A 26,641-nucleotide genomic window follows, 5' to 3' on the forward strand; every position below is an offset into this window, starting at 1 on the left:
CGGGTTCGGCGGACTCTAGGGATGTGAACTTCCCACCTCGCCGCGCCGGGTTCCTGATGACCCTGTTGCGCCGTGGCGCGCCCGCGATGGCGACAGCGACCAGCGACCTCGACGACCGGATCGCCGACCCCGCGCCCGTCAGTGCCTTGCGGCGGATGCGCCGGATGACGGGCGCGATCGACCCCACAGTGCAGGACAACCTGCTGCTGCGCGCGACCCGGTACGTGGCGATGGTGCCGCTGCTGTACCGGATTGTCGCCGTGCTGGGTGCGCTGGCCGCGGCTTTCGCCGAAGGCGTCCGGTCCCCGGTCGTCGTGGTGGTGGCGGTGTTGTGCGTGGTGCTCAACGTGGCCGGGCTGCGGTGGCTGGTGCGGTCGGCGCCGTTCCGGAGCGGCGACGTCCTCTGGTTGCTGGTGCTGGATGTGGTGTTCACGCTGGTCGCCTACCTGGTGGTCGCGGCGTCGGTGCCGGCGTCGTTGTTCGATGCAGCGATACAGGTGCCGGGCAAGGAGCTGCTCGGTGGGATGGCGCTGCTGACGCTCGCGCTCGGTGTGCAGTACGGGGGCGCGCTGCTGGTGCTCAGCATTCCGCTGCGGATGGTCGCCTGGTGGCTCAGCTCGGGCGTGTTCAACGTGAAACAAGGGTTCACCGACCTCGGCACGATGCTCGGGGTGGTGCTGACCGCGACCGGTGCGCTGGTCCTGCTGGGGCTGGGCACCCGGCTCGCGCTGGCGTACGGCATCCGGCACGGCCGGCTGGCGGAACAGGCTCGGCAACACCGGGCGTTGCACGATTCGGTGTTGCAGACACTGGAGATTCTGGCGCTGCCGCGGCAGGGCGACCCGGCGCGACAGCTGGCGGAGCTACGCGGAATCGCGCGAGCCGAAGCGCTCGAAGTCCGGCAGGTGATCGAGTCGGCACAACGCGAATCGGCCGAGGAGGCGGCCCGCCCGCTCGGTGAAAAGCTCACCGCACTCGCGGCGGAGATGGCTCGCGAAGGGTTGCGGGCGCAGCTGGTGATGGCGGAGCTCGACGAGGCAACGTTGTCCGAGGTCCGTCAGCTGGCGATCCGCGACGCCGCCCGCGAGGCGATGCGCAACACGCTGAAACACGCGGGCACCGATCAGGTCGTGGTGCGGGTGGCCGAGCAAGCGGGCGGGATCGCCGTCGTGATCCGGGACCACGGCACGGGTTTCGACGAGGCGCACCGGCCGGCGGGCTTCGGAATCAGCGAGTCGATCACTGCCCGCCTCGCGGAGGCCGGCGGACGCGCCCTGGTCGAGTCCAGCCCCGGCAGCGGGACCCGCGTGACACTCTGGATGCCGCGGTAGAACGGGCCCTGACGAGGCGCCGCGATATGACGCGTCCGCAGGTCAGGGGCCATTTTCGGGGTGGTTACCGTGCTCCCATGACCGAACAACTGGAACACCGGATGACCGTGGTCGAGCTCAACGCCAGAGAAGCGCTTGAGATCGCCAAGACGGCACGAGAGGATGCCCGCATGGCCCTGGAAGCGTGGCGCACCCGGCAGCTCACAGACAACGAGCTGCTCAACAAGCTCCGCGAGACTCAGATCGAGCACGACCAGCTTTTGAAAGAACACAGCCAGCTCCTGAGGGAGCACAGCCAACTCCTGAGGGAGCACAGCCAGCGCATCGATCGCCTCGAAGGTGAGATGAAGGCAGGCTTCGGCACGATGTCGCTGGGTATGGACACGATCATCGATCTGCTGAGGAACCTCGAGCGAAGCTAAAGCCGCTCCAGCGCCCCGGAATCGAGGTGCTGCCCAATGGGGCGCGGTAGCAGGTACCCTACCGCGCCGCCGGGCATGGGGCCCCACGGCAGGGTCACGCCGGTGAGCACCGGGATGGCTCTGACCAGGCGGTATGTCTCGCGTAGCTGTTCGCGTTCCGGGGTCAGCGAAGTCTCCGGGAAGGGCGTCGACGGGGCGTGCACCAGGTTGCCCGCCTCGTTCCCGTAGCGCAGGACGGTCGTCCCGGCCGCAAGCGTGATCAACCGCTTGGCGCGGAAGAAGTTCAGCGGCGGCTCCCCGCGCAGTGGCACGATCGGCCAGTCCACCGTGTCCTGCTCCGCCGTCCGTGCCGGGTACAGCAGCAGCGAACCCAGCAGGAATCGCGCTGCCTCCTCGACATGCGCGAACGCCGCCGGCTCGCCGTCACCAGGGCCGGCCACCTCCCAGCTGGCCTTCGTCCGGTTCAGTGTCCACACGCCCTCGGCGCGCTCGCCGATCCGATACGCCTCCGGCGGGATTCCGTACTCCGCCAAGCGACGTTCCAGCACCGCCAGCACTTCCGAGGCCCGCAGGCCCAGCGTCGGCTCGCCGCCTCGGTCGATCAGGGTCACCGCGTCGAGTTCGGGCACCGCGGCCGCGGGCGGGTGTGGCCGGCCGAGCACCTCCGCTTCCGCCGTCGCTCGCAACTCGGACGACAGGTACGGCACCCGGTAGGTGTTCGCCCTGATCTGTTCCAGCAGTTCCGGCTCCGGCGCGATCCCGTACTTACGCAGGTAGTGCGGGACCGCGGCCGGCCAGATCCACGCACCGTCGGTGTGGAACGCGTCGGGCACGTCCGCGGGCGCACCAGGGTTCAGGGCATCCGGCAACCGGCCGGGCCTGCTCAGCACCACCGGCGCGCGGTACAAGTAGTCGAGCACCGCGCGGAACTCCTCCGGCGCAAGCGATTGCGGCTGCTCGGGCAGTCGCGCGTGCCGGAAAGTCACGTCCAGCGGCAGCCCGGCCTTCGCGGCGAGCCAGTTCGGCACTTCCTTGCGGTCACGGGGAAAGAGCTCCAGCTCCGCGTCGTACGTTCGCGCGGTCAGCCGTCCGGCCGGGGACTGGCGCCAGTTGGGCTCGTTCGTCGTGTCGTAGTCGAACTGGAACGAGGACGGCGCCGTCAAGGTCAGCGTGCCTTTGAACCAGGTGCCGGTGCCGGGCCGGTACATCGCCGAGCGCAGCTGCTTGAACAACTGACCGAGCTGCGGCGGCGCGTTCAACGACACCGACGCGCCGTCCCCGACCGCCCTGATCTCGATCTCCGCGTACTCCCCGACCTGCCGGAACTGCGCTGCGACACGTTCCCAGCCCTCGGGCAGGATGTCGCGCACCAGCAGCGCGATCGACCGGACAAGCCCCTCCGGCTCACCGGCCCCGGGCTCGGGCCGGGTCGCGGTGGGAAAGTCATGCCGTTCCTGCCACAGCGCGGAAATCTCGTCGAGCGCCGCCTTGGCGGTCAGGCCCACGAGCCCCAGCTGCCGCGCCCGTTCCTCGTCCTGCTGCTGCCAGCGCAAGGTGAGAGGCCCCTGGTCGGAGCCGGGCGCGATGTGAAAGATCTCGTCGTCGAACAGGCAATGCGTCTGGAGGGTGAAGGTGGCCTCGGCTTCGTCCTGGGCGATCACCTTCGCGGGCCGCGAGTTCCACGTGGTGTCGAAGCCCTCGGGCGCTTCCTCGTCGGGTGCCGCCGTGAGCATGAGCGTGCCGTCCGCGGTCGACTGTTCCGCTCGAAATGCGCGGCCGTGCCACACCCCGTACAGCCCGTCCGGCTGGTCCGTCAGCTCGACTCGATATCGCACTTCTCCCCCTGAGAACAATGGCCAACCCAACTTAGCTGATGAGCGGCTCCAAGCCGCCCTCCGCGACGTGCTCCCGGACAGCCTTCGGCAGCACGTAGCTCACCGCTCCGCCGGGCAGGTTCGCCCACGGCACCGCGATCCCGATGATCACGGACAGCGGCCGGCACAGCCGGTACTTGCCCTCCTGCCGTTCGCGTTCGATCGGCAATGACGTGGTCGGGAAGCGGACCTCGTCGTGGTGCACGAGGTTCCCGCCGTCGCCGCCGAACCGCAACACGACCGTGCCGGTGCCGAGCCGGACGATGCGCTTGTTGCGCAGCAGAGTCAGTGGTGGCTCGCCATCGACCGGCTGGATGGGCCAGTCGGCGAGTTCGGCCGACGTCTCCAGCGGGGTCTTCATGCCGGCGGTCATCCGCGCGGGATGCAGCAGCAACGCACCGAGCAGGAACTGCGCGGCATCCTCGACCCGGGCGAAATACCGCGGCTCGACCGGCACCGAGTTCTCGTGCCAGGCCACTTCCCAGCCGTCCGCGGTCGCGTTGAGACACCACGCGTGGTCGGCCCGCGCCGCGATCCGATACGCCTCCGGCCATACGCCCTGCTCACCGAGCCGCTGCGCCAGGACGACAAGCACCGCCGGGTCCTCGAGTTCAGGGTGTACCTCTGTTTCCAGTGCCGCCGCGACGTCGCCGCTGGTGGGGCCCAGCTCCCGCGGGTCGGCGCGCGGCCGGGGTCTCCCGAGCAGATCGGCGGCTGCCGTGCGCCGGAGCAACTTGTCGACATACGGCGGCTGGAACTGCTGGGCGCGGATGTGCTCCACGAGCTCGGGCTCCGGCGGCGTGCCGTACTTGCGGAGGTAGTACGGCACCGACGCGTGCCAAACCCAGGTGCCGTCGGTGTGGTAACTCTCCGGCACATCGGCGCCACCGGTGAAGATGTCCGGGCCGAGCCCGCTGCCGACGAGCACGGCCGGCTGGCGTTCGAGGTAGCGCAGCACATGCGGGAGCTCGGCCTCCGGCACGGGCGGCCGGTCCACGACCGGAAGTTCGCCGGCGCGGTGAGAATCGACGACCCGTGCATGCCGGAAGGTCACGGCGAGCGGGTGTCCGGCCGTTGCGTCCATCATGATCAGGCTAGCGGCGTTCAAGTCCGCGGATTGCGCCTGATGGCAAGGAGATAGCCCGCGCCACCGAGCAGGTAAACGAAGGTCGCGACGAGCAGCAGCGTCGGTGAGCGACCGTTCAGCGGCACCACCGCCGCCGCGGCCGCGACGGCGATGACCTGGGTGATGTTGAACAGCGTGTCGTACAGGGCGAACACGCGGCCGCGTGCCTCGTCGCCGACGTCACGCTGCACGGCGGAGTCGACGCACAGCTTCAGCACCTGGCCGGCCGCGGTGATCAGGAACGCCGCGACGAGCACGGTCGGCAGCACCATCGGCAGGCCGAGTCCGGCCTGACTCAGGGCCGCAAGCAGCAGTGAGCACAGCACCACCCGATGCCGGCCGAACCGCCTGACCAACCGTGGCGTGGAAAACCCGGCGAGCAGGATGCCGGCGGCCGCCATCGCCGCCAGCTGCCCGAGTCCTGGCAGGCCCGCCTTGAGCAACCCCATGTCCTGAAAGGAAAAACGCAGCAACAGGACGGTCAGCAGCAGCGAGATCCCGAACGACGCGCGGTGCGCGAACAGTGCGATGAACCCGGCGGTGACGGTCGGCGCTGCCAGCGCGGCCCGGCCGCCGTCGGCGAGACCACGGGCGACCGCGACGATCGCCTCGTCGGGTTCGTCGACCGAGTCGGGGCCGAGGCTGCCACGGCTGAACCGGGACGCGACGAACGCGGCGACGATCGTGCCGAGCACCGCGAACGACGTCGTCCACGCCGAACCGGCGTCGTTGACGCCGAACAACGAGCGCAGGCCGATGGCGCAGCCACCGCCGATGACCGCGACGATGGAACCGAGCGTCGCGGCGACCGCGTTCGCGCTGACCAGCGTTTGCCGTGGCACGACATGCGGCAGTGCGGCGGACATCCCGGATCCGACGAACCGCGAGATGCCCTCGACGGCCAGCGCGAGCACGAACAGTGCGACGCCCGAAACCCCGAACCCGACGGCGGCGGACGCGGCGACGACTGTCAAGCCCCGCAACAGGTTCGCGAACACGAGCACGCGGCGCCGGTCCCATCGGTCGAGCAGCGCGCCCGCGAAGGGCCCGATCACCGAGTACGGCAACAGCAGTACGGCGAAACCACCGGCGATGGTCAGCGGATCCGCGCCGCGCTCGGGGTTGAACAGGACCGCACCCGCGAGTCCGGCACGGAACACCCCGTCCGACCATTGCGCGGCGAAGCGGGAGAACAGCAACCGGCGGAAGCCCGGTATGGCGAAGAACGCGCGCGGCCCGAGCTGCTTCACTCCCGCGCCCACTGTCACAACCGGACAGCATACGGTGCAGCGAAGATCCCAGCCGAAAAGGAAGGCGGGCCCCGAACGGGACCCGCCGACCAACGCTCGGCCGCACGCACTTGGTCGCCTCTCGGCGGCGTGGCGCAGTGTGGCTCCTGCCGAACGGTATTCCACAAAGGCTGTTCTCAAGTGGGCCCGGGGGACACGAAGTACGCCGGCCACTGAGTCCAACGGGCAAGGTGCGCGGGTTGTTCCCGCTCCGCCTGAATCTTCGGTGCGGGGGGTGGGATCATGTGGGCGTGCCAGCGGACGCTGAGGTTGAACCGGGCTCGCTCCTGGTTGCCGCCCCCACGATGTTCGATCCCAACTTCCGCCGGACGGTGGTGTTCATCATCGATCACCGGGCCGAGGGCACCCTCGGGGTCGTGCTGAACAGACCGAGTGAGGTTCCGGTCGACGAGGTGCTGCCGAGCTGGGGCCGGCATGTGGTTGAACCACAGTCGGTGTTCGTCGGCGGCCCGGTGGAGAAGAAGACGGCGTTGTGCCTTGCCGCGTTGCGGGCTGGGGAAACCGCGGGCACGGTGCCGGGGCTGATCGGCGTGCGCGGCCCGGTCGCGCTGGTCGATCTCGACGCCGATCCGGACCTGCTGGTGCCGAAGGTGCGCGGGCTGCGCGTCTTCGCGGGTTACGCGGGCTGGGATTCCGGGCAGCTCGCCGGGGAGATCGAGCGCGGTGACTGGCTCATCGTGCCGGCGTTGCCGAGTGATGTCCTCGCGACACCGGAGCGGGATCTGTGGGGCCAGGTGCTGCGCCGCCAGGGTGTGCCGACGGCGCTACTGGCCACCCATCCCGGTGACCTGCAAAGAAACTAGCGCCGGCCCCTCGCCCCTGATCGAAGCGCTTTGCGCGACTAGGCCTGCTGCAACGTACAGCTCCCGCAAGCACAACCGGAGCAGCCGGCCGGTGCGGGCTCGGGTACGGCGAGCGCCGCGCGGTGCCCCAGCATCCCGCCGGCGGCCACGAGCGCGAACATCCCGACCAGGCCCACCACCGCGGCGACGATGGTGCCGGCCGTCGTCGGCATGACCAGCCCGGCGACGCCGGCGAAGATCCCCACCACCCCGGCCACGATCGTCGGTAGCCCGGCGACCTTGTTGCCGACGCGGAACGCCTCGTCGGACCGCAACGTCGCGTCGGTGCGCACGCCCGCGCCCCGGTCCGACAGTTTCTCGCGCCAGCCAAGCAGGCCACCCCAGGCGACCATGAGACCGAGCACGACGGGTATCAGCGCAAGAACGAACACCCGGCAAGGATACGGGTCAAATCCGGATGGACCGGCGGCCTACCATTGGTGTGTGAGTGAGGCAACCGAGGAGACACCTGGCCACCGCTACAACGCGGACGTGGCCGGCCGGATAGAGCTGCGCTGGCAGAACTACTGGGCGGACCACGGTTCCTATCACGCGCCGAACCCGGTTGGCCCGCTCGCCGAGACTCCCCTGCCCTCGGACAAGCTGTTCGTCCAGGACATGTTCCCCTACCCCTCGGGCTCGGGCCTGCACGTCGGCCACCCGCTCGGGTTCATCGGTTCCGATGTCTACGCCCGCTATCACCGGATGATCGGGCGCAACGTGCTGCACACCATGGGTTTCGACGCGTTCGGCCTGCCCGCCGAGCAGTACGCCGTGCAGACCGGGCAGCATCCGCGCAAGACCACCGAAGAGAACATCGAGACCTACCTGCGTCAGATTCGCCGGCTGGGCCTCGGCCACGACGAGCGGCGCCGGATCGCCACCATCGACCCGGAGTACTACCGCTGGACGCAGTGGATCTTCCTGCAGATCTACAACGCCTGGTACGACGAGAAGGCCGGCCGCGCCCGCCCTGTGAGCGAGCTGGAGCAGGAGTACGCGCTGGACAAGCGGCGCACCCCGGACGGCCGCAACTGGTGCGAGCTGACCGTCGCCGAGCGGCAGGAGATCATCGACTCGCATCGCCTGGTGTACATCTCCGACGCGCCGGTGAACTGGGCCCCGGGCCTGGGCACCGTGGTCGCCAACGAGGAGGTCACCGCGGACGGCCGTAGTGACCGCGGGAACTTCCCGGTGTTCCGCAAGAACCTGCGCCAGTGGATGATGCGGATCACCGCGTACGCCGACCGCCTGCTGGACGATCTGGATCTGCTGGACTGGCCGGAGAAGGTCAAGTCCATGCAGCGCAACTGGATCGGCCGGTCACGCGGCGCCCGGGTGTCGTTCGCGGTCGTCGACGAGAAGGTCGAGGTGTTCACCACCCGGCCCGACACCTTGTTCGGCGCCACGTATCTGGTGCTGGCCCCGGAACATCCGTTGGTGGAGAAGCTGACCGCCGAGTCATGGCCGTCCGAAGTGGACGGATCGTGGACCGGTGGTGCGGCGACGCCCGCGGAGGCGGTCAAGGCCTACCGGCTGGCGGCCTCGCGCAAGTCCGATTTGGACCGTCAGGAGAGCCGGGACAAAACCGGTGTGTTCATCGGCTCGTACGCGGTGAACCCGGTCAACGGCAAGGAAATCCCGGTCTTCATCGCCGACTACGTGCTGATGGGGTACGGCACCGGCGCGATCATGGCGGTGCCGGGACAGGACCAGCGTGACTGGGATTTCGCGAAGAAGTTCGGCCTGGAGATCATTCGCACCGTGCAGCCGTCGGAAGGGTTCGACGGCGAGGCGTACACAGGTGAAGGCCCGGCCATCAATTCTCGCCAAGAAAATGGACTCAGTCTCGATGGTCTGGATGTCGCCGAGGCGAAGCAGGCGATCACCGAGTGGCTGGAGGAACGCGGCCACGGCGTGGGCACCACCCAGTACAAGCTCCGTGACTGGCTGTTCGCCCGGCAGCGTTACTGGGGCGAGCCGTTCCCGATCGTCTATGACGAGGACGGCAGGCCGATCCCGCTGCCGGAAAGCGAACTGCCGGTCGAACTGCCCGACGTCGACGACTATTCGCCGCAGACGTTCGACCCGGACGACGCCGACTCGGAGCCGTCGCCGCCGCTGGCGAAGGCGACCGACTGGGTCAACGTGACGCTGGATCTGGGTGACGGGCCGAAGCAGTACCGCCGCGACACCAACGTGATGCCGCAGTGGGCGGGTTCCTGCTGGTACCAGCTGCGTTACATCGACCCGACGAACTCCGAGGCGTTCGTGGCGCCGGAGAACGAGCAGTATTGGATGGGTCCGCGCCCCGCCGAGCACGGCGTCAACGATCCGGGTGGTCTGGACCTGTATGTCGGCGGTGTGGAGCACGCGGTGCTGCACCTGCTGTACTCGCGGTTCTGGCAGAAGGTGTTGTACGACCTGGGGCATGTGTCGGCGAAGGAGCCGTACCGCCGGTTGTTCAACCAGGGCTACATCCAGGCCTACGCCTACACCGACGCGCGCGGTGTCTACGTTCCTGCCGAAGAGGTCGAGGAATCCGACGGCAAGTTCTTCTTCCACGGCGAAGAGGTCAAGCAGGAATACGGAAAGATGGGCAAGAGCCTGAAAAACGTGGTCACGCCGGACGAGATGGCGGCGGACTACGGGGCCGACACCTTCCGGTTCTACGAGATGGCGATGGGCCCGCTGGCCGATTCCCGCCCGTGGGCGACGAAGGATGTCGTCGGCTCGCACAGGTTCCTGCAGCGGGTGTGGCGCTTGGTTGTTGACGAGCAGACCGGGGAGTCCCGGGTGTCGCTGGCCGAAGCCTCGGAGGAGGACCGCAGGCAGCTGCACAAGACGATCGCCGGGGTCCGCGAGGATTACGCGGAGATGCGGTTCAACACCGCGGGCGCGAAGCTGATCGAGCTGAACAACCACCTGACAAAGGTCTACGGCTCGGCGGACGGCACGCCGCGTGAACTGGTCGAGCCGCTGGTGCTGATGCTGGCGCCGCTGTGCCCGCATATCGCCGAAGAACTGTGGCACCGGCTGGGCCACGTGGATTCGCTGGTGCACGGCCCGTTCCCGGTGGCCGACGAGCGGTACCTGGTGGAGGACACGGTCGAGTACCCGATTCAGGTCAACGGCAAGGTGCGCGCGCGGATCACGGTCGCGGCCGACGCCGGCAAGGACGCGGTGACTTCGGCCGCGCTGGCCGACGAGAAGATCGCGGCGCTGCTGAACGGCGGCGAGCCCCGCAAGGTGATCGTCGTGCCGGGCCGGCTGGTCAACGTGGTGGTCTAGGACAGGCTGAGGCCGATCTCGCGAGCGAGATCGGCCAGCAGCGCGTCGAACACGGCGTCCGGTTTGGACAGTGGAATCGGGTAGTTCCCGAACACCTCGAGGGTGATGTGCCCGTAGAGCCGGGCCCAGAACTGGATCATCACGTACGTCGTGCCGAGGTTCAGCTTGTCCGGCGGGAACTCGATGCCGGACTGGTGCAGCACGGACAGCAGCTCGGACTGGAACGCGCTCAGGTCCTGGCGTAGTTCGACGGGCACGGCCTCTGCCGACGGGATGGTCAGCTGGTGCGTCGCGAGGATCCGCCCGGCGGTGACGAGGAAGATCCGCCCGAATGGTTCGCTCGCCCGCTGCATGGTGGTGACGCTGCCGGCCGCGGATCCGACGTCACCGGTGGGCGAGGCGAAGACCAGGGTGAATTCCTTGGTGTGGGTCAGTGCCCAGCGGCGGAAACCGCGGCAGATCGCGAACAGCTGCTCGCCGCCGTCGTCGGTGAGGGTGGCGATCTCCTCGCTGAGCTCGGCGGCGAGGTCGGCTATCACGTCCAGCCGCAGATGCTCGACGAGATCGTCGCGCGAGCCGTAGTAGCGGTAGAGGGCGGGTGCGGTGATGCCGAGCTCGCGGGCGATCGCCCGCAGCGTCACCGCCTCGGGTCCGCGTTCGATGAGCAAGGTGCGGGCTGTCCGGCGGATGTCCTGGTCGGTCGCCACGCGCACGCGGCCCCGGCGCGTCGGCTTGTCCATCCCAGCATTCTAAGAGGCTTACGGCGGGAGGACCGCAAGATCAGCCGGGGCTGGGCGCCGCCGGCGCCGATCACTCGGGGGGCTACGTGATCGGCACCGGCGACCCGTTGCCCGTCCACCGGCGGGACCGGGGGCGGACAGTTGAGGAGAGTCCTGCGCGGTACCGAACGGGACGGCTCGTCTGGCAGGTTCGCCCGTTCGGGTTAAGCGCTGGACGCTCGCTCTAGTGTCGCATTGTTCGGCCCGCAAAGTACAAAGTTCTTCACATTTGCCAATGGGAGGCCGCCAGCCCTGACGGAGGCGCTTCGCGCCGCTAGGTTCTAGACATGAGCGACGTCCTCGTCATCGGCTCGGCCAACGCCGATCTCGTCGTGCCGGCGGACCGGCGTCCGGCCGGCGGGGAGACCGTACTAGGCGGTGACACCACCGTGCTGCCCGGCGGGAAGGGCGCGAACACCGCGGTCGCCGCCGCGAAGCTCGGCGCGGATGTCGCGCTGCTCGGCGCCATCGGGGACGACGCGTACGGCCGCCTGCTCACCGATTCGCTGCGTGACGCGGGCGTGCGCACCGACCTTCTTCGTACCGTCGAGCGGCCGACCGGCATCGCCTACATCACCGTGACGCCGGATGGTGAGAATTCGATCCTCGTTTCGCCGGGCGCCAATTCGGTGCTCGAACCCTCAGCCGTCGAAGGGGTGTTCGGCGGGGTCGAGGTCATGGTGGTGTCGCTGGAAATTCCCCTGCCAACGGTGGAGCGAGCCGTCGCGGCGGCTGCCGAAGCGGGAGCTCGCACGTTGCTCAACCTCTCGCCGGCCGCGGAGCTTTCCGCGCGCACGCTCGCCGCGCTCGATGTGTTGCTGGTCAACGAACACGAAGCCGCGTGGCTGCTGGGTTCCGGTGTCGCCCCGGCAAAACTGCTCGACCTCGGGCCGCGGTCCGCGGTGGTCACCCTCGGCGCCCGTGGTGCGCTCGTGATCACCGAAGACGGCACGACCGGGATCCCCTCACCGAAGGTCGAGCCCGTGGACACGACCGGCGCCGGCGACGCGTTCACCGGCGCTCTTGCCGCGTCGCTCGCCGAGGGCGTCACGCTGGAGGCTGCGGCCCGCAAGGCTGTCCAGGTGGCGGCGATTTCCGTGACGCGGCAGGGTGCGCAGCCTTCTTATCCGTCCGACGCCGAACTCGAGAGAGTATGCGCCAGCCACTTCCCCGCCACCACCTCAACGGAGGCGCTGCGCGCCGCAGATAGGTTCATACCATGAAGTTGTCCGGAGTAGCGGTGAGCCCGGGGCGCGCGCGTGGCCCTGTCGTCCGAGTCGCCGAACCACTGGGCGAGCCCGCGAATGAGCCCGCACCCGAAGATCCACAGGCGGAGGCCGCCCGGATCGGGCCGGCGACCCAGGTCGTGGCCGCCCGGCTGGAAGCGTTGTCGGAGAACGCTTCCGGGGAAGCCGCGACGATCCTGCTGACCACGGCGGCCATGGCGGGTGACCCGGCGCTGATCAGCGAGGCGGAACGGCTCGTCGTCGCCGAGGGGCTGCCCGCCCCGCGCGCGATCTACGAATCCGCCAACGGTTTCGCCAAGACGCTCGCGTCCGCGGGCGGCTACCTGGCCGAGCGTGTGCGTGACATCGAGGACGTGCGGGACCGGGTGATCGCCGAGCTGCTCGGCGTGGAGCCGCCCGGTGTGCCCGCGCTGTCCACCCCCAGCGTGCTCGTCGCCCGCGACCTCGCCCCCGCGGATACCGCGGGACTCGACCCGGCCAAGGTGCTCGCCCTGGTCACCGAGGAGGGCGGCCCGACGAGCCACACCGCGATTTTGGCCAGGGCACTGGGAATTCCGGCGGTCGTCGCGGCACGCGGCGTGCTGTCGCTGGACGCCGGCGCGCTGCTGGTCGACGGGGACACCGGCGTGGTCGAGGTCGCGGACGCGGACGCCCCGGTGCTCACGGCGGTTGCGAGTGGACCGGCCGAATGGGACGGTTCAGGGTCCACTTCGGACGGTCACAAGGTCAAGGTGCTGGGCAACGTCGGATCTCCGGCCGATGCTCGGGCCGCGGCCGACGCGGGCGCCGAAGGGGTCGGCTTGTTCCGCACCGAATTCTGTTACCTGGACGCGGAAGCCGAGCCGTCCGTCGCCGAACAGCGCGCCGCGTACGCCGCGGTGCTGACGCCGTTCGCCGGAAAGCCGGTCATCGTGCGCACCCTGGACGCCGGTGCGGACAAACCGCTCGCCTTCCTCTCGCCGGAGGCCGAACCCAATCCGGCGCTCGGCGTTCGGGGCCTGCGGGTCGCGTTCGACCGGCCCGACGTGCTCGACCGCCAGCTCGCGGCGATTGCCGATGCGGCAAGCGATTCCGGTGCCGAGGTGTCGGTGATGGCACCCATGGTCGCGACCGCGGCGGAGGCCGCCTGGTTCGCCGACCGCGTGCGCGCCGCCGGGATAGCGCGCGCGGGCGTGATGATCGAAATCCCGGCCGCGGCGTTGTCCGCCAAGGAGATCCTGGACGTGGTCGACTTTGTTTCGGTCGGTACCAACGATCTCGCGCAGTACACATTCGCCGCCGACCGGCAGCTTGGCGCGGTCGCGACACTCAACGACCCGTGGCAGCCGGCACTGCTGCGGCTGCTGAAACTGATCGGCGATGCCGCGAAGGCGGCGGGCAAGCCGGCGGGCGTCTGTGGTGAGGCGGCGGCGGATCCGCTACTGGCGCGGGTACTGACCGGCCTCGGCGTGACGAGCCTGTCGATGAACGCACCCGCCGTCCGTGCCGTCGGCGCAAGCCTCGCCACGGTGACCCTCGCGGAGTGCGAAGAGATCGCGGCGCGGGTGCTGAACAGTCCCGATCCCGTCGCGGCTAGGAAAACAGCCCGCGGCGCGGATGCCGGATAGTCAGCGAACCACCGTGGACCCGCCCGGAAAACACCAGCCGGGGGTTCCCGACGCGCCCGTCGGTGCCGGTTTTGTCCTCGAGTGAGCCGTACTTGATCTCGGTGATCGCGTTGAGGTCGATCGAAGCGCCCTCGGGAATGATCACCTCGATCGACCCCCACTTGCAGTCGAGGTCGATCTGCACGGTCGGGCTCGTCACCTGGGCTTCGCTGAAATCGAGCTTCGTGGAGCCGTACTTGTTCTGCACCGCGATCTCGGGCGGCACGAGCCACTGCCCGTTGCGCACCAGCGAGGAGTACTTCGCGGACAACACGAGACGCTGATCCGAGCTCACCATCGGCGGCGGCGCCCCCACTGCCCGGTTGACCAGACCCGGAATGTCCACCAGCACTGCGTTCAGCTCGCCACGGGTGCGGGCGGCGAGCGCGGTGTCGGTGCGCTGGGTGAACTCGTCGAGATCGAGCATGCCCCGGCCGATGGCCTTCTGCAGGACCGTGACGACGTGCTCGCGCTCCTCATCGGAAACCCGGAGATTGCGCGGGTCGGTAGTCGTCTCGGTGTCTTCGCCCATGCGCACCAGCGTAGGAGCGCGAGGTCCGGGGCGAATCCGGGAAAAACCCGGAGTTACTCCTTGTCCAGCCCGTGCTCGATGGCGTACCGGGCGAGCTCGACCCGGTTGTGCAGCTGGAGTTTGCGCAGCGTCGACTGCACGTGGTTCTCCACCGTCCGGTGCGAGAGCACGAGCCGCTCGGCGATCTGCCGCGCGGTGAGTCCTTTCGCGACGAAGCGGAGCACGTCGGTCTCGCGCTCGGTCAGCCGTGGCGGCGGCGCCCCGCCATCGGGCGCGTCGGCCATCCGCCGGTACTCGCCGAGTACGAGACCCGCCAGGCCCGGGGTGAACACCGGATCGCCCTGCGCGGTCCGTTCGACGGCGTCGACGAGCTCCTTCGCCGACGCCGATTTCACCAGGTAGCCCGACGCGCCAGCCTTCACGGCCTCCAGGACGTCGCTGTGTTCCCCGCTCGCGGACAGCACCAGCACACGCGTATCGGGCAGCGCCATGGTGATCTCGCGGGTCGCATCGACTCCCGAGGTCGTGCCCAGATTGATGTCCATCAGCACGACGTCGGGCCGCACGGCGGTCGCGATGCGCACCGCCGCCGCCCCGTCCGGCGCCGTCGCCCGCACCTCGAACCCGTGCTCCGTCAGATCACGGGCGACCCCGTCGCGCCAGATCGGGTGATCATCCACGACCATCACCGAGATCATCGTTTCGTCCACGCCTTCGGCACCCGAACCTCCCATTCGGTCCCGCGATCCGGAGCGGTCTCCAGTGCGATCGTCCCACCCAGCTCGCGCACCCGTCCCCGCATGGACCGTGCGACACCGAGATGCCCGTCGGCCTCGGCGGTTTCGAGCCTGCCCTCGGGGATGCCGGGACCGTCGTCCCGGACCGTGATCACGACCTCCGTCGCGAGGTCTTCCAGCAACACCCAGACCTTCGCCCCCGGCGCGTGTTTGTCCACATTGGACAATGATTCCCGCACGACGGCGACCAGTTCGGCCGTCGTGGCGGCCGGCAGCAGCACATCGCCCGCCGGTGTCGCGATCTGCACCCGCGACGAGCCCAGCAGTTGCAGCGCGCCCCGGAGGTCGCTCTCCCCGGTGTGCGTCGCGGTCGGTTCGGTGGTCACTAGCGCGCGCAGCGCGATCTCCTGCTCACCCGCCAGTTCCGCGAGCTCCGCCGCCTCGCCGCCGACCTCCGCGCCACGGCGGCGAACCCGGGCGAGCACCTGCAACACGCTGTCGTGGATCGACCGCGCGAGCCGCTCGCGCTCGGCGGTGGCGACCTCCTTGCGCCACGCCTCGGCCAGTGCCGCGGCCGACTTGCGCGCGGTCGTCGCGCTCATCCCGATCAGCAACCCCGTCGCGACCAGCAGCACCGCGTCCCGCGCGACATCGAGGGTGAACGCCTGCCGTGCCAGCGCCGTCGAGAGGCCGACGACCAGACCGGCCGCCATCCCGCCATAGCCACCGAAGCGAGTGCCCGCGGCGACCGGGACACCCGCGACCCACACCGTCGTGATCAGCGGGTCCACCCCGGCGAGCTGCCTGGGGCTCAGGATCAGCGGCGACGTCAGCATCAGCGCGCACACGACGACGACGTCGGCCACCACGAACCACCGCCACCGCCAGCGCAGGGCCTCCCGCGAGTAGACGAGCGTGGTCAGCACGGTCCACGCGGCCATCGCGCCCAGCACGATCCAGGCCAGCGCCGGACGCCGGTAGTCCGCCTCGTGCACGACAACCGCGCCGAGGGCGAACAACCAGGTCAGCACCCGCAGCGCGATCCCGCCCCACCACAGCGGGGTGGCCGGCTCGACCGCGGTCGGCCCGAACCGCTTGCTCATGTCGCTTCGGCCGGGTCTCCGTCGGGCGCGGCCGCTTCCTGGTCGTGCAGCACGTCCACCGCCTCGGGATGTGGGTCTGTCTCGTGCAGCAGCGACCGGATGCCCGCGTTGAGTACGGCCAGCAGCGGCACGGCGAGCAGCGCGCCCGCGATCCCCGCGAGCACGAGACCCGCCGAGATCGCAAGCACCACGGCCAGCGGGTGCAGCTTCACCGCGCGGCCCAATAGCAGCGGCTGCAGGATGTGGCTTTCCAGCTGCATCACCAGGATCACGATGCCCAGCACGATCAGCGCGGTGACGAACCCGTTGGTCACCAGCGCGACCAGCACGGCAACCGCGCCGGCCACGACCGACCCGATGATCGGCACGAACGCGGCCAGGAACACCAGTGTCGCCAGCGGAACGACCAGTGGGACCTGCACGATCCACAGCCCGACGCCGATGCCGACCGCGTCCACGACGGCGACCGCGGCGGTCGCCCGCACGTAGGCGACCAGCGAGGCGAACCCGCGGCGGCCCGCCACGTCCACCCGGTTACGCACGTGTGGCGGGACGCCCTTCATGAGGAAGCCCCAGATCTGCTCACCTCCGGCAAGAAAGAAGATCGTCACGAACAACGTCAGCACGAACCCGGTGAGGATCACGCCCACCGTGCCCGCGGTGGTCAGCGCGCCGGTCGTGATCGCGGCCTGGTTGCTCTGCAGGAGGTTGATCGCGTTGTCGATGAACTGCTGGATCTGCTCCTGGCGCAGGTGCAGGTCGTTCACCAGCCAGTCGCGGACCTGATTGAGGCTGTTGTTCAACTGCTGCTGCAACTGGGGCAGGCCATCGGTGAACTGGATGATCACGAAGGTCAGCAGCCCGCCGAGCACTGCGAGCCCGGCGACCAGCACGATCGCCGTCGCCAGCCCGCGCGGTACCCGCATGTCGACGAGATTCCCGACGGCCGGTGCCATCAGTGCGGACAGCAGCAGGGCGATCGAGACCGGGACGACGACCTCGGCCAGCTTGCTCAGGAGCTGGAAGGTCACGTACAACGCGGCGACGACCAGCAGGAACCGCCAGGCGAACGCGGCGGCGACCCGCAGTCCGGTCGGCACCGCACTCGAGATGCGAGCCGACTCGCGACGGAATCGGGAGGGGTGGGGAGCGGTCACGGGCTCACCCTAGCCACTCCGGCGTTTCCGGCGTCTGTATCGCACGATCAGGGCAAATTTCCGTGTCCAATATGCGGCCTGCCCGGTGAGTCTGGGAATCTTCCACAGACCGAAAGATCAACACGTCACGAGGAGCAAGAGCGCGACATGACGCGACCGATGCTCGGCAGACGTTGCCGGAGGGTGCCCTGACCGCGCCCAGTCGTCCCGCCAACTGATTCTTTTTCACTTCGACTTCCGTTTCGGCGTGCTCGCGAACAATTCGCGGACGCCATTTTGGCATGCCATTTTTCGCTCGTGATCATTCCTCCGATCAGGTGGTACACGATCAGGTAGGCCAGGTGGAAAAAGGATTGCGAGGATGTTTAACGTTCTTGGCGAGGGAGCACCGATTCCCTCACGGAACTGCCACAAAGTGAATTCGAGAACCTGTGCGAATTCGTGGCCGGTGTAGCTATTCGAGGAGAACTCGTGAAGTTCAGCAAGGCCCGCAAGGTGGTCGTCACCGCGGTGGCGGCAGCGGCCGGGGTGCTGGCGATGGGAGCCGTTGGCACTCCCGCGCTGGCAGCAACGAGCCCCGTCCACCACGAAGCGGCCCACACCGTTCAGTACGACCCGCGGTGTGGATGCCAGCCGACACCCGCCCCCGATAAACCCGCACCGGCGCCGGCGAAGCCCGCGCCTGCGAAGCCCACGAAGCCGGCGAAGCCCGCACCATCGCCGGCTCCGAGTAAGCCGAGCACGGGCAGCGTGACCTGTCCCGCCGTCGTTCCCCAGAACCCGACGGGTGCCGACTACGTCAACGCCTGGAACCTCTCCGGCACCTGCCTCGGTGCCGGCGCGGCAGGTCTGGTCAGTTCGGCTTGGGCGGGCGCGATCCCGTCCATCATCCAGGGCGCGTCCGGCGCCCTCGGCTGAGTCCTCTCCAACCACCACCAAGAAAATCCAACGAAGGGAAGTAGTTCCATGCGCAAGACCCTCACCCGCACCGTTGCCGTCCTCGCCCTCTCGGCCGGCACGCTGGGCATCGCCGGTGGCGTCGCCTCGGCTGACGAGCTGACCGCTCCGGTGGTCGTGCCGTCGCACCCGACCGGTGCGGACTACGTGAACGCCTGGAACCAGTCCGGTGCGCTGCTGGGCGCCGGTGCCGCCGGCCTGATCAGCTCGGCCTGGGCGGGCGCGATCCCGTCGATCATCCAGGGTGCGGCCGGCTCGCTGGGCTGAATCCTCGCCAACTGACAAAGGCCCGCCCGGGGCAAGATCGCCTGGGCGGGCCTTTTTCATTGGAGTTCTTCACACGATCGTGCGATCAAGTCGTGTCCAACGTGCGGAGGTAACCCGGTTTTTGGTTACCTCGTCCAGGCAAGCCCGGTCCCTATTCGACGTGAAAACCATTCGAATTGGTTTCTGTCGCGTTCGATCAAGGCGACAACGCACATCCTCGGCAGGAGAACGGTGAAGCAGCAGAACACGTCCGCGCAGCGGGGTCCGGCACGTGCCGGCCGCTGGCTCGCGCGTGCTCTGCTCGTGGTCGGCGGCGCCGTCGCCGGTACCGCCGCCGCGTGGGCAATCGGCACAGCCAGCGCCTCCGCCGAGACCGCCCCGCCCACGGCCACGAGCGTCCAGCAGGGCGACGAGGCCACCCCGGTCACCGACGCCGTGCTCGGCGCGACTGACGACGTCCTGCTCGGCACCGCGCAGCTCGCGGGTGACACGGCAGGCGCAGCCGTCCGCGCCGGAACCCAGTCGCCGGATGGCATCGCCCGCAGCCAGGAAGCCGCGAACGACGTGACGGACGCGGTGCACGACTTCACCCAGCACGTGGTGACCAAGCCGGCCGAGCGCCTGCTGGGCTCCGCGGAGCAGATCACTCGCAAGCCGCAGAACGCGCCGCGGGTGATCAGCCAGGCACTGACCACGCCGCCCGACCTATGGAGCTTCTTGCACCCCAGCGGTTCCGGCCTGGTGCACCTGCCCGCGCTGCCCGCCCTGCCCGGCACCCACGCCATCGGCCAGCACACCTCGGCCGGGTCACCGGTCGTGCTCCCGCAGGCGGCTCCGCAGCTCGCGGACGCGATGGGCCCGATCGCCACCGTGCTGCCGCAGGCACACTGGGCGGCCACGCATTTCGATTCCGGGGACGACGCCGGCCTGCGCCACCACGGCGACCAGACCGACCGGTTCCCGTTCGCCCCGGTGCGCGGCCCGCTGGCCCCGTCCGGAGTTCCCTTAACCCCCGGCGGTTCCATCGCCGGCGGTCATGTCGACGGTCCGTTGCTCGGCGTCCCCGCCGGCGCGGTCTCGTTCGTCAACGCGTACGGCGAACGCGCCGTGCGCTTCGGCATCCGGCACACGCCGGTCGAGCCGGGCTCGCAGCCCGGCGTCACGCCTGACTGATTCACGCGCGGGGTAGCTGAACGCGCACTGTCGCCGTGCCTCCTTTTGCCCGGCCGCGCGTTCCCTGCACCCCGCTTGTCACCGCGAACTCCTGTTCGCGACCCCGGGTGAACTCTCACCCATTTCACAAGCCCCGCAAGGGAACCCAAGGAAAAGGAGAAATTCTCTATGCAGACCTGGGCAAAGCGCGGAATTCAGACCGCGCTGGTCACGGGTGGCCTGCTGATGCTGGGTACCGGCATCGCGTCTGCCGACGAGAACGTCAACCCGGACACTCCGGCCGGGCCGTTGGACCTGACCGTGAGCGTTCCGGTCGACATCTCGAAGAACGCGGTCGGGACTCTCGGCAAGCAGGTCAACCTGCCGGAAGTGCACAAGGAGATCAGCACCAAGCCGGTCACCGACAAGCTGAACCAGGCGCTCGCCCCGGTCGCCAGGACCGAGGCGTTCAAATCGGCCGCTCCCGCCGTCGGTGCCGCCAACCAGGTCACCTCGAAGGCCACCGCCGCGACCGCGCAGCTCGGCCAGTCGCTGGGCAAGGCCGGTGCCAAGCGCGCCGACGCGCCGTCGGTCGAGTCGACCGGTGACCCGTTCATGGGCAACAAGATCGTCGGCAACCTCGCGGTGCCGATCCAGATCACCGGCAACGCGCTGGGTGTGCTGGGCAACGCGTCCGTCGACTCCGACGAGACCCAGACCTACGAGCACAACTCCGATGTGAACACCAGCGGTGCGGGCGGCGGCCTCGCCGGCAACGTGGTGAACCTCGACTGGGCACTGCCGGTGCAGATCTCGGGCAACGCGCTCGGCCTCGGCGGCAGCGGCAAGACGTCGGGCAGCGCGAAGCAGTCCGCGACGACCAGCGGTGACACCACGACCGACGGCACCAACGGCGGGCTGGCGGGCAACGTCATCGCCCCGCAGGGTGCGACTCCGGTGCAGGTCTCGGGCAACGCGCTGGGCTGGTTCCTCGGCCACGCCGAAACCGACTTCAGCGGCGACAGCCAAGCCTGCTCGGGTGGTTCGATCGAGACCCACGGGTCGAAGGGTGCGGGCACCGGGAACGTCGCCGGTGTGCCGCTCGCCGTGCCGCTCAAGGCCTCCAACAACGCCGTCTCGTGGGGCGGTGACGCGGACTCGGCCGGCAGCGCCAACGCCGACGCCTATGCGGGCGGCGTCAAGCCGGGCCTGAACGACATCCCCAGCTACATCCAGACGGACGGGGACGAGTCGTTCCTCGCCGGCAACATCGTGCAGCCGCAGGGTGCCGTGCCCGGCACGGTCGTCGGCAACGCCGCGGCCTGGGTCGGCAACTCGGTCGCGGGTTCCGGCGCCGACCGTCAGGCCACCAACCTGGGCAGCGTCGCGCAGGCCGGCGGCTTCTCCTCGACCAGCGGTGAAAACGCGGCCGGGTCGGGCAACATCGCCGACGCGCCCGCCGCCCTGCCCGTCGAGGTCTTCTGCGTCGGCGGCACCTGGATCGGCAACGCGCACGCGGGCGGCTGCGACAACACCGTCGACGCGACCGCCGGCAGCGGCACCTACACCAGCGGCAACGGCAGCTTCATCGGCGGCAACAGCGCCGACGTGCAGCCGGCCGGCACCGCCGAGGTGTTCGGCGTCGGCGGGTCGTGGATCGGCAACGCGTCCGGTTCGGCGACCGAGACCAAGACCGTCAAGGCCGGTGGCTACAACGGCAGCCAGGGCAACGACTCGAGCGGTTCCGGCAACGTGGCGCAGGTCCCGGTGGCCGTGCCTGCCGAGATCTTCGGCGTCGGCGGCTCCTGGATCGGTCAGGGCAGCGGCACCGCGTCCGAGACCAAGGACGTCACCGCGGGCGGTGGCGGCAACACGCAGGACGACCACGGTGCGGGCAGCGCGAACCTGATCGCGGCACCCGTTTCCGCTCCCCTGCAGGCGTTCGGCATCGGTGGCGCGTGGATCGGCCAGGGCCACGGCAAGGCGTCCTCCGACACCACCTCGACCGCCGGCGGTCACCTCAACGCCAACGGTAAGGAAGGCTTCGCCGCGGGCAACATCGGCGAGGTTCCGGTGTCCCTGCCCGCCGCGCTGCACGGCATCGGTGGCGCCTGGATCGGCAACGGGTTCGGCGAAAGCGAAAACATGACCGACTCGACGGCCGGTGGCGACGCCACCGCGACCGGCGAGGGCGGCTCGGTGGCCGGCAACATCGTCCAGGTGCCCGCGGGTGCGGCGGCCGGTGTGTTCGGCCTCGGCGCGGTGTGGGGCGGTGTGACGGGTGGCGACGCGACGAACGACGTCGTGTCCACCGCCGGTGGCAGCTCCGAGACCAATGGCGACGGCGGCTCGATCGCCGGGAACGTCATCAGCGGCCAGCTGCTGCCGATCGCCCAGGTCTTCGGTGATGCGGCCAGCCTGACCGGCGTCACCCACGGCAGTGCGGTCAACAGCACCGACGTCACCTCCGGCGGGGACATCACCACGTCCGGCGTCGGCGGCGCGCTCTCCGGCGACATCTTCGACCTGCCGGTCGCGGCGGTCGCCCAGGTGTTCGGCGTGGCGGCTTCGCTGGGCGGCGTCGCCCACGCGGTCGCGGACAACACCACGACCGGCACCGTCGGTGGTACCGACACCACCAGCCCCACTTCGGTGAAGGCACTGTCCGGGGTGAACAAGCAGCTCCCGATCGGTGTCGTGGCGCAGGTCTTCGACATCCCGCTGGGCCTGCTCGCCGTGGTGAGCTCGGAGACCAGCAACGTCACCGACATCTCGGTGGCCGGACACGAGCCGCAGATCAACCTGCCGATCACCACGACGGAGCTGTCCGCGACGAGCCTGCCGAAGATGCCGGCGCTGCCGCTGTCCTCGGCGCGTGACGACCTGCCCACCGCCGGCGGCCTGCCCTCACTGCCGTCGGTCCCGGGTGTGGACGGTCTGAGCGGCGCGCTGCCTGGGCTGTCGGCCCTGCCGGCGCTTCCGGGCACGGTGCCTGGCGCCAACCTGCAGTCGCCGGCCATCGGCGAGCTGCTCCCGCAGGCCCAGCTGCCGCAGGGCCAGCTGCCCGCACTGCCGGGTCTGAACGCGGTCAACCCGACCACGGTGCTGTCCCAGGTCACCGACGCGGTCAGTGGCAAGGGAATGCACATCCAGGCGTGATTTTCGCAGCCTGAGATGAAGGCGGGCCCGGGAGCAATGGCGCTCCCGGGCCCGTTCCGTGTGCGGAACCGGTCAAGTGTGGCAGCGGCCGGGGTCGCGGCGCCTATCCTGAGTCATGTTCGGCCTGGTCGGGAACATCCTCAGCTACGTGGCGCTGTGTGTCGTGCCGCCGCTGGTGTTCTGGCTGGTGTCCAAGGTTCCACGCTGGGCCGACCGGATCGCCGAGCGCCACCGCGCCCGCCGGGTTTCGCCGGACGGCCCGCCGATCGGACGGCTCGCCGCTGATCTGCGCCGGTTGCACCGGGATTTGGAACAGCTGCCGCCCAGCGCACCGGTCGTGCGCCGCCGCGCGACGAACCAGGCCTACGACGCGTTGCTCGCGCAGGCCTGTCACGCGGTGGGCGAGGCGCATTGGCTCGACGGACTGCCCGATGGTCTGGACCGCGAGATCGAACGCCTCCGCATCGAGGAAAGCCTGCGCCGCCGCGGACTCGTGGTGCCGTGACTCAGCTCTGCGCGAGATCGGCGAACCGGCTGTAGTGCAGTTGGTGCGCGACGACGATCGTGCTCGTCGGGCCCGCACGGTGCTTCGCCAGTATCAGGTCCGCCTCGCCCGCCCGCGGATCGTCACGCTCCCAGGCGTCGGGCCGGTTGATCAGCAGCACCATGTCGGCGTCCTGTTCCAGGGAACCGGACTCACGCAGGTCCGACAGCATCGGGCGCTTGTCCGTGCGCTGCTCGGGCCCACGGTTGAGCTGGCTGATCGCGACCACCGGCACCTCGAGCTCCTTGGCCAGCAGTTTCAGCTGCCGGGAGAACTCCGAGACCTCCTGCTGGCGGGACTCGACGCGCTTGCCCGACGTCATCAGCTGCATGTAGTCGACGACTACGAGCTTGAGATCGTTGCGCTGCTTGAGCCGCCGGGCCTTCGCACGGATCTCCATCATGGTCATGTTCGGCGAGTCGTCGATGAACAGCGGCGCCTCGCTGATCTCGCTCATCCGGCGGGCCAGCCGCGTCCAGTCGTCGTCGGACATGCGGCCACCACGCATATCGGCGAGCCGGATCCTGGCCTCCGCCGAGAGCATGCGCATGACGATCTCGATCCGGCTCATTTCCAGCGAGAAGATGACGCTCGACATGCCGTGCTTGATGGAGCACGAGCGGGCGAAGTCCAGCCCCAGCGTGGACTTGCCGACACCGGGCCGGGCCGCGACGATGATCATCTGACCGGGGTGCAGGCCATTGGTCACCTCGTCGAGATCCATGAATCCCGTGGGCACACCCTGCGCCGTACCCCCGCGGGACGCGATCGCGTCGATCTCGTCCATGGTCGGCTGGAGCAGCTCCTCCAGCGCGACATAGTCCTCACTGGTCCGCCGCTCGGTGACCTCGTAGATGGCGGCCTGCGCGCGGTCGACTACTTCGTTGATCTCACCACCGTCGTTCGCCGCACCGTAGCCGTATTGCACGATCCGGGTGCCGGCCTCGACCAGCCGCCGCAGGATCGCCTTCTCGGCGACGATCTCGGCGTAGTACCCGGCGTTGGCCGCCGTCGGCACCGTCGCGATCAGGGTGTGCAGGTACGGGGCGCCGCCGACGCGGGCCAATTCGCCGCGCCGCTCCAGCTCGGCGGAGACGGTGATCGGGTCAGCCGGCTCGCCACGGCTGTACAGGTCGAGGATGCAGTCGTACACCGCCTGGTGCTTCGGCAGGTAGAAATCGCCGGGGCGCAGCGCTTCGACGACGTCGGCGATCGCGTCCTTGGACAGCAGCATGCCGCCGAGCACCGACTGCTCGGCCGCCACGTCCTGGGGCGGCTGCCGGTCGTACTCACCGGGCCGCGGCCCCGGATCCTCCGGTCCGGGATCGGACGCGTAAGCGGGACCGCGGTCGTCCGTCAGCGCCACCGCGCGGACACCTCCTCGTAAGCGAACACCAGTTCGATTATGCCGGATCTTCCAGCCGGAGCCCACCCTTTTGGCAGGCATGTCGCGCACGGCGCGCAACCAGCTCGCGGGCACGCTAGAGCCCCCGGAAGGACCAACGCAAACCCGCCTGTTGATCGACTGGGGACACCCTGTGGACAACTTGTGGAAGGGTGGCCCAAACCAATCACAGGTATGCCCGAGCCTGTGTACAACCTGGGGACAGAAACTCGTTCCCGCACAAGATGCGCAGGTCAGACCCTGTGGGCAAGCTGTGGAAAACATTGCGGACAACCCGTCGGCGTGTCGCGGAAGTACGCGCGCTCGGCGTGTCGTACCGGTGTGCACGCGGCCCGGAAAGGTTCGACCTGTGGATGAATGCTACGGACGGTAGGCGCTCAACCGATTGGGCCGGACGGGCGCGGTGGACCGCGGTCAGCCGAGCGCGCTGTGTGCGTTCCGTAACCGCTCGCTCAGGACCTGCGGCGATGCCGGCGTGAAGACGACAAGCGCGTCGTCACGTCCTGGTCGCTCCTCCATCAACCAGCGGCCTTCGACCGTATCCACGAAGTTCAGCGGCCGTTCACAGCGGCGCCTCGCACCGCTCCGGGTGCGGGCCGCGACGTAGAGCGTGCCGGCACCCGTACGGGGCGCCTCCATGATCCGCTTCATTTCCTTGGCCGGTGCCGGCGTGGTGTCGCGGCCGGACCGCATGACGGTGTACTCACCGTCGGCGCGCGCGTCCCGGCCCGCCAGGAACTCGGCCTTGGTGGTGATCAACGGCTGACCGGTCGCGGGGCGGGCGACGGGGATCTGGTTGACGAAGCCCGACAGCATCTCCTCGGGACGCTCGGGCGCGAGGAGCACCGCGTCTTCGCCAATGATGCGAACCAGCACGAACGCGCCACCAGCGCCGCTGCCGGCGAGCACGGCGAAATTCCTTGGTGCGCTGGGGAATTCGCCCTCGAACCAGCCGTAGTACTCGACCTGCGGACGCGAGATCGACTCGACCGCGTCGAGCAGGCCGCGGTCCATGCCGCGAGGACCCAGCAGGCCGTGCTGGGTGAGCAGCGCGTTGACCTCCTGGTCGATGGTCCGCTGGGCGCCTTCGTCGTACCAGGTGGGGACGCTCGACAGGGTCGGATGCGGCTCGCCGCCGCGGCGCCGGATCAGGTTGAGCAGGATCGGGGTGGCGAGCTTGATGGGAGCGTTCAGCACTTCACTCGCCGATCACGGGTGGTGCGGTCAGCTCGTCGGTGCCGAACAGTTCGTTGGGGTCCTCGCTGACGAGGTACTTGGTCTGGTGCTCCTCGTCCTCGCTGCCCTTGCCGCGGCTACCGTGTCCGCCCATCCCACCCATGCCGGAGGTTCCGGCGCGGCCACCCGCACCGACCCCGCCGCGGCCGGCGCCCGCACCCGCGGCACCACCGGCACCGCTGGCGGCACCCGAACCGGTGCTCGAACCGGCTCCCAGCGACCCCGCGCCACCCGGCCCGAAGCCGGCCGCACCGAACGACCCGCTGCCGTAACCGCCGGTCCCTGAGCCAGACCCGGCCCCACCACCGAAGTTGCCGTAACCGGCTCCGGTCGGCCCGAAGCCACCGCCGAAGTCGGTGTCGGAGGTGCTGGGCGTGAAGCCGGCGGCCGTGGTGCCGTCGTTCCAGCTCGGCGGCCGATAGCCGACGTTGGGGGGGTTGGGCTGGTACTTGTCGTGACCGTTGCTGTCGTCCAAGCGGCCGGGGTCGGTCAGCTTGGGGTCGTATCGCGACGGGTCTCCAGGG

General features: G+C 69.4%; 22 protein-coding genes and 1 pseudogene. 11 read left to right on the forward strand and 12 right to left on the reverse strand.

The window, feature by feature from the left end; genetic code table 11:
* The first annotated feature begins 56 nt into the window (after positions 1–56).
* Entirely contained in the window at positions 57–1,331 is a 1,275-nt protein-coding gene (locus GKO32_RS19605) for a sensor histidine kinase (protein WP_246244125.1), read from the forward strand.
* Between the two features lie 77 nt (positions 1,332–1,408).
* The gene (locus GKO32_RS19610) at positions 1,409–1,753 is read left to right on the forward strand and encodes a hypothetical protein (RefSeq protein ID WP_154758319.1); all 345 of its coding nucleotides are present in this window, start codon (positions 1,409–1,411) and stop codon (positions 1,751–1,753) included.
* On the opposite strand, the gene GKO32_RS19615 is transcribed toward GKO32_RS19610, so the two are convergent.
* From GKO32_RS19615 to GKO32_RS19625, 3 genes are read right to left on the reverse strand one after another with little or no spacing between them, the layout of a single operon-like run.
* The gene (locus tag GKO32_RS19615) at positions 1,750–3,588 is read right to left on the reverse strand and encodes a TNT domain-containing protein (RefSeq protein ID WP_312868155.1); all 1,839 of its coding nucleotides are present in this window, start codon (positions 3,586–3,588) and stop codon (positions 1,750–1,752) included. The genes GKO32_RS19610 and GKO32_RS19615 overlap by 4 nt on opposite strands.
* A 31-nt stretch (positions 3,589–3,619) precedes the next feature.
* On the reverse strand, positions 3,620–4,714 hold the full coding sequence (locus GKO32_RS19620; protein ID WP_154758320.1) for a TNT domain-containing protein: 1,095 nt from the start codon (positions 4,712–4,714) through the stop codon (positions 3,620–3,622).
* A 17-nt stretch (positions 4,715–4,731) separates the two neighbouring features.
* Complete coding sequence (locus tag GKO32_RS19625; RefSeq protein WP_312868156.1) at positions 4,732–6,021, reverse strand: MFS transporter; 1,290 nt, start codon at positions 6,019–6,021, stop codon at positions 4,732–4,734.
* Between the two features lie 272 nt (positions 6,022–6,293).
* Here GKO32_RS19625 and GKO32_RS19630 point away from each other — a divergent pair, with 272 nt between their 5' ends.
* The gene (locus tag GKO32_RS19630; protein ID WP_312868157.1) at positions 6,294–6,866 is read left to right on the forward strand and encodes a YqgE/AlgH family protein; all 573 of its coding nucleotides are present in this window, start codon (positions 6,294–6,296) and stop codon (positions 6,864–6,866) included.
* A gap of 38 nt (positions 6,867–6,904) precedes the next feature.
* On the opposite strand, the gene GKO32_RS19635 is transcribed toward GKO32_RS19630, so the two are convergent.
* Positions 6,905–7,297: an SdpI family protein gene (locus GKO32_RS19635; protein WP_312868158.1), complete on the reverse strand. Its 393-nt coding sequence runs from the start codon at positions 7,295–7,297 to the stop codon at positions 6,905–6,907.
* Positions 7,298–7,349: 52 nt separating this feature from the next.
* On the opposite strand from GKO32_RS19635, the gene leuS reads away from it, so the two are divergent.
* Positions 7,350–10,196 (forward strand): leucine--tRNA ligase, encoded by a 2,847-nt coding sequence (gene leuS / locus GKO32_RS19640; protein WP_312868159.1) that lies wholly within the window; start codon positions 7,350–7,352, stop codon positions 10,194–10,196.
* On the opposite strand, the gene GKO32_RS19645 is transcribed toward leuS, so the two are convergent.
* On the reverse strand, positions 10,193–10,936 hold the full coding sequence (locus GKO32_RS19645) for a TetR/AcrR family transcriptional regulator (RefSeq protein WP_154758323.1): 744 nt from the start codon (positions 10,934–10,936) through the stop codon (positions 10,193–10,195). The genes leuS and GKO32_RS19645 overlap by 4 nt on opposite strands.
* Before the next feature lie 326 nt (positions 10,937–11,262).
* Here GKO32_RS19645 and GKO32_RS19650 point away from each other — a divergent pair, with 326 nt between their 5' ends.
* Positions 11,263–12,198, forward strand: a complete 936-nt coding sequence (locus GKO32_RS19650) for a ribokinase (protein WP_154758324.1) — start codon at positions 11,263–11,265, stop codon at positions 12,196–12,198.
* A complete protein-coding gene (ptsP, locus tag GKO32_RS19655) occupies positions 12,195–13,829 on the forward strand; it encodes a phosphoenolpyruvate--protein phosphotransferase (protein ID WP_154758325.1) in 1,635 nt (544 codons plus the stop codon). The genes GKO32_RS19650 and ptsP overlap by 4 nt, the downstream gene beginning before the upstream one ends.
* Here the strand turns inward: ptsP and GKO32_RS19660 are convergent.
* The 4 genes from GKO32_RS19660 to GKO32_RS19675 are packed head-to-tail and all read right to left on the reverse strand — an operon-like array spanning position 13,795 to position 17,397.
* Entirely contained in the window at positions 13,795–14,400 is a 606-nt protein-coding gene (locus GKO32_RS19660; protein ID WP_154758326.1) for a DUF1707 SHOCT-like domain-containing protein, read from the reverse strand. The two genes, ptsP and GKO32_RS19660, sit on opposite strands and share 35 nt — an antisense overlap.
* 53 nt (positions 14,401–14,453) lie before the next feature.
* Positions 14,454–15,098, reverse strand: coding sequence for a response regulator (locus GKO32_RS19665; RefSeq protein WP_154758357.1), 645 nt, complete (start codon positions 15,096–15,098; stop codon positions 14,454–14,456).
* Complete coding sequence (macS, locus tag GKO32_RS19670; RefSeq protein WP_154758327.1) at positions 15,095–16,240, reverse strand: MacS family sensor histidine kinase; 1,146 nt, start codon at positions 16,238–16,240, stop codon at positions 15,095–15,097. The genes GKO32_RS19665 and macS overlap by 4 nt, the downstream gene beginning before the upstream one ends.
* A complete protein-coding gene (locus tag GKO32_RS19675) occupies positions 16,237–17,397 on the reverse strand; it encodes an AI-2E family transporter (RefSeq protein WP_312868160.1) in 1,161 nt (386 codons plus the stop codon). The genes macS and GKO32_RS19675 overlap by 4 nt, the downstream gene beginning before the upstream one ends.
* 471 nt (positions 17,398–17,868) lie before the next feature.
* Here GKO32_RS19675 and GKO32_RS19680 point away from each other — a divergent pair, with 471 nt between their 5' ends.
* From GKO32_RS19680 to GKO32_RS19700, 5 genes are all read left to right on the forward strand, one after another.
* Positions 17,869–18,315, forward strand: coding sequence for a hypothetical protein (locus GKO32_RS19680; RefSeq protein WP_246244117.1), 447 nt, complete (start codon positions 17,869–17,871; stop codon positions 18,313–18,315).
* Between the two features lie 48 nt (positions 18,316–18,363).
* On the forward strand, positions 18,364–18,621 hold the full coding sequence (locus tag GKO32_RS19685; protein WP_154758328.1) for a hypothetical protein: 258 nt from the start codon (positions 18,364–18,366) through the stop codon (positions 18,619–18,621).
* Positions 18,622–18,852: 231 nt separating this feature from the next.
* Entirely contained in the window at positions 18,853–19,794 is a 942-nt protein-coding gene (locus tag GKO32_RS19690) for a hypothetical protein (RefSeq protein ID WP_312868161.1), read from the forward strand.
* A gap of 168 nt (positions 19,795–19,962) precedes the next feature.
* On the forward strand, positions 19,963–22,932 hold the full coding sequence (locus tag GKO32_RS19695) for a beta strand repeat-containing protein (RefSeq protein ID WP_154758329.1): 2,970 nt from the start codon (positions 19,963–19,965) through the stop codon (positions 22,930–22,932).
* A gap of 115 nt (positions 22,933–23,047) precedes the next feature.
* Positions 23,048–23,437, forward strand: a complete 390-nt coding sequence (locus GKO32_RS19700; RefSeq protein ID WP_154758330.1) for a hypothetical protein — start codon at positions 23,048–23,050, stop codon at positions 23,435–23,437.
* Between the two features lies 1 nt (position 23,438).
* On the opposite strand, the gene dnaB is transcribed toward GKO32_RS19700, so the two are convergent.
* The 3 genes and pseudogenes from dnaB to GKO32_RS38070 form a co-directional block, all read right to left on the reverse strand.
* Entirely contained in the window at positions 23,439–24,842 is a 1,404-nt protein-coding gene (gene dnaB, locus GKO32_RS19705) for a replicative DNA helicase (protein ID WP_312868162.1), read from the reverse strand.
* 453 nt (positions 24,843–25,295) lie between these two features.
* Positions 25,296–26,078 (reverse strand): ESX secretion-associated protein EspG, encoded by a 783-nt coding sequence (locus GKO32_RS19710; protein ID WP_312868163.1) that lies wholly within the window; start codon positions 26,076–26,078, stop codon positions 25,296–25,298.
* A gap of 1 nt (position 26,079) precedes the next feature.
* A pseudogene (locus GKO32_RS38070) lies at positions 26,080–26,641 on the reverse strand (hypothetical protein); the annotation flags it as partial.

This window comes from Amycolatopsis pithecellobii (genome assembly GCF_009707865.1).
Taxonomy (GTDB): Bacteria; Actinomycetota; Actinomycetes; order Mycobacteriales; family Pseudonocardiaceae; genus Amycolatopsis_E; species Amycolatopsis_E pithecellobii.

What these genes read in the sequence shown, in the direction of transcription:
- GKO32_RS19685 (WP_154758328.1), top strand. Translation starts at nt 18,364, where the DNA reads ATGCGCAAGACCCTCACCCGCACCGTTGCCGTCCTCGCCCTCTCGGCC.
- GKO32_RS19645 (WP_154758323.1), bottom strand. Translation starts at nt 10,936, where the DNA reads ATGGACAAGCCGACGCGCCGGGGCCGCGTGCGCGTGGCGACCGACCAG.
- ptsP (WP_154758325.1), top strand. Translation starts at nt 12,195, where the DNA reads ATGAAGTTGTCCGGAGTAGCGGTGAGCCCGGGGCGCGCGCGTGGCCCT.
- GKO32_RS19620 (WP_154758320.1), bottom strand. Translation starts at nt 4,714, where the DNA reads ATGATGGACGCAACGGCCGGACACCCGCTCGCCGTGACCTTCCGGCAT.
- GKO32_RS19650 (WP_154758324.1), top strand. Translation starts at nt 11,263, where the DNA reads ATGAGCGACGTCCTCGTCATCGGCTCGGCCAACGCCGATCTCGTCGTG.
- GKO32_RS19610 (WP_154758319.1), top strand. Translation starts at nt 1,409, where the DNA reads ATGACCGAACAACTGGAACACCGGATGACCGTGGTCGAGCTCAACGCC.
- GKO32_RS19700 (WP_154758330.1), top strand. Translation starts at nt 23,048, where the DNA reads ATGTTCGGCCTGGTCGGGAACATCCTCAGCTACGTGGCGCTGTGTGTC.
- GKO32_RS19665 (WP_154758357.1), bottom strand. Translation starts at nt 15,098, where the DNA reads ATGATCTCGGTGATGGTCGTGGATGATCACCCGATCTGGCGCGACGGG.
- GKO32_RS19660 (WP_154758326.1), bottom strand. Translation starts at nt 14,400, where the DNA reads ATGGGCGAAGACACCGAGACGACTACCGACCCGCGCAATCTCCGGGTT.
- GKO32_RS19695 (WP_154758329.1), top strand. Translation starts at nt 19,963, where the DNA reads ATGCAGACCTGGGCAAAGCGCGGAATTCAGACCGCGCTGGTCACGGGT.
- macS (WP_154758327.1), bottom strand. Translation starts at nt 16,240, where the DNA reads ATGAGCAAGCGGTTCGGGCCGACCGCGGTCGAGCCGGCCACCCCGCTG.
- GKO32_RS19605 (WP_246244125.1), top strand. Translation starts at nt 57, where the DNA reads ATGACCCTGTTGCGCCGTGGCGCGCCCGCGATGGCGACAGCGACCAGC.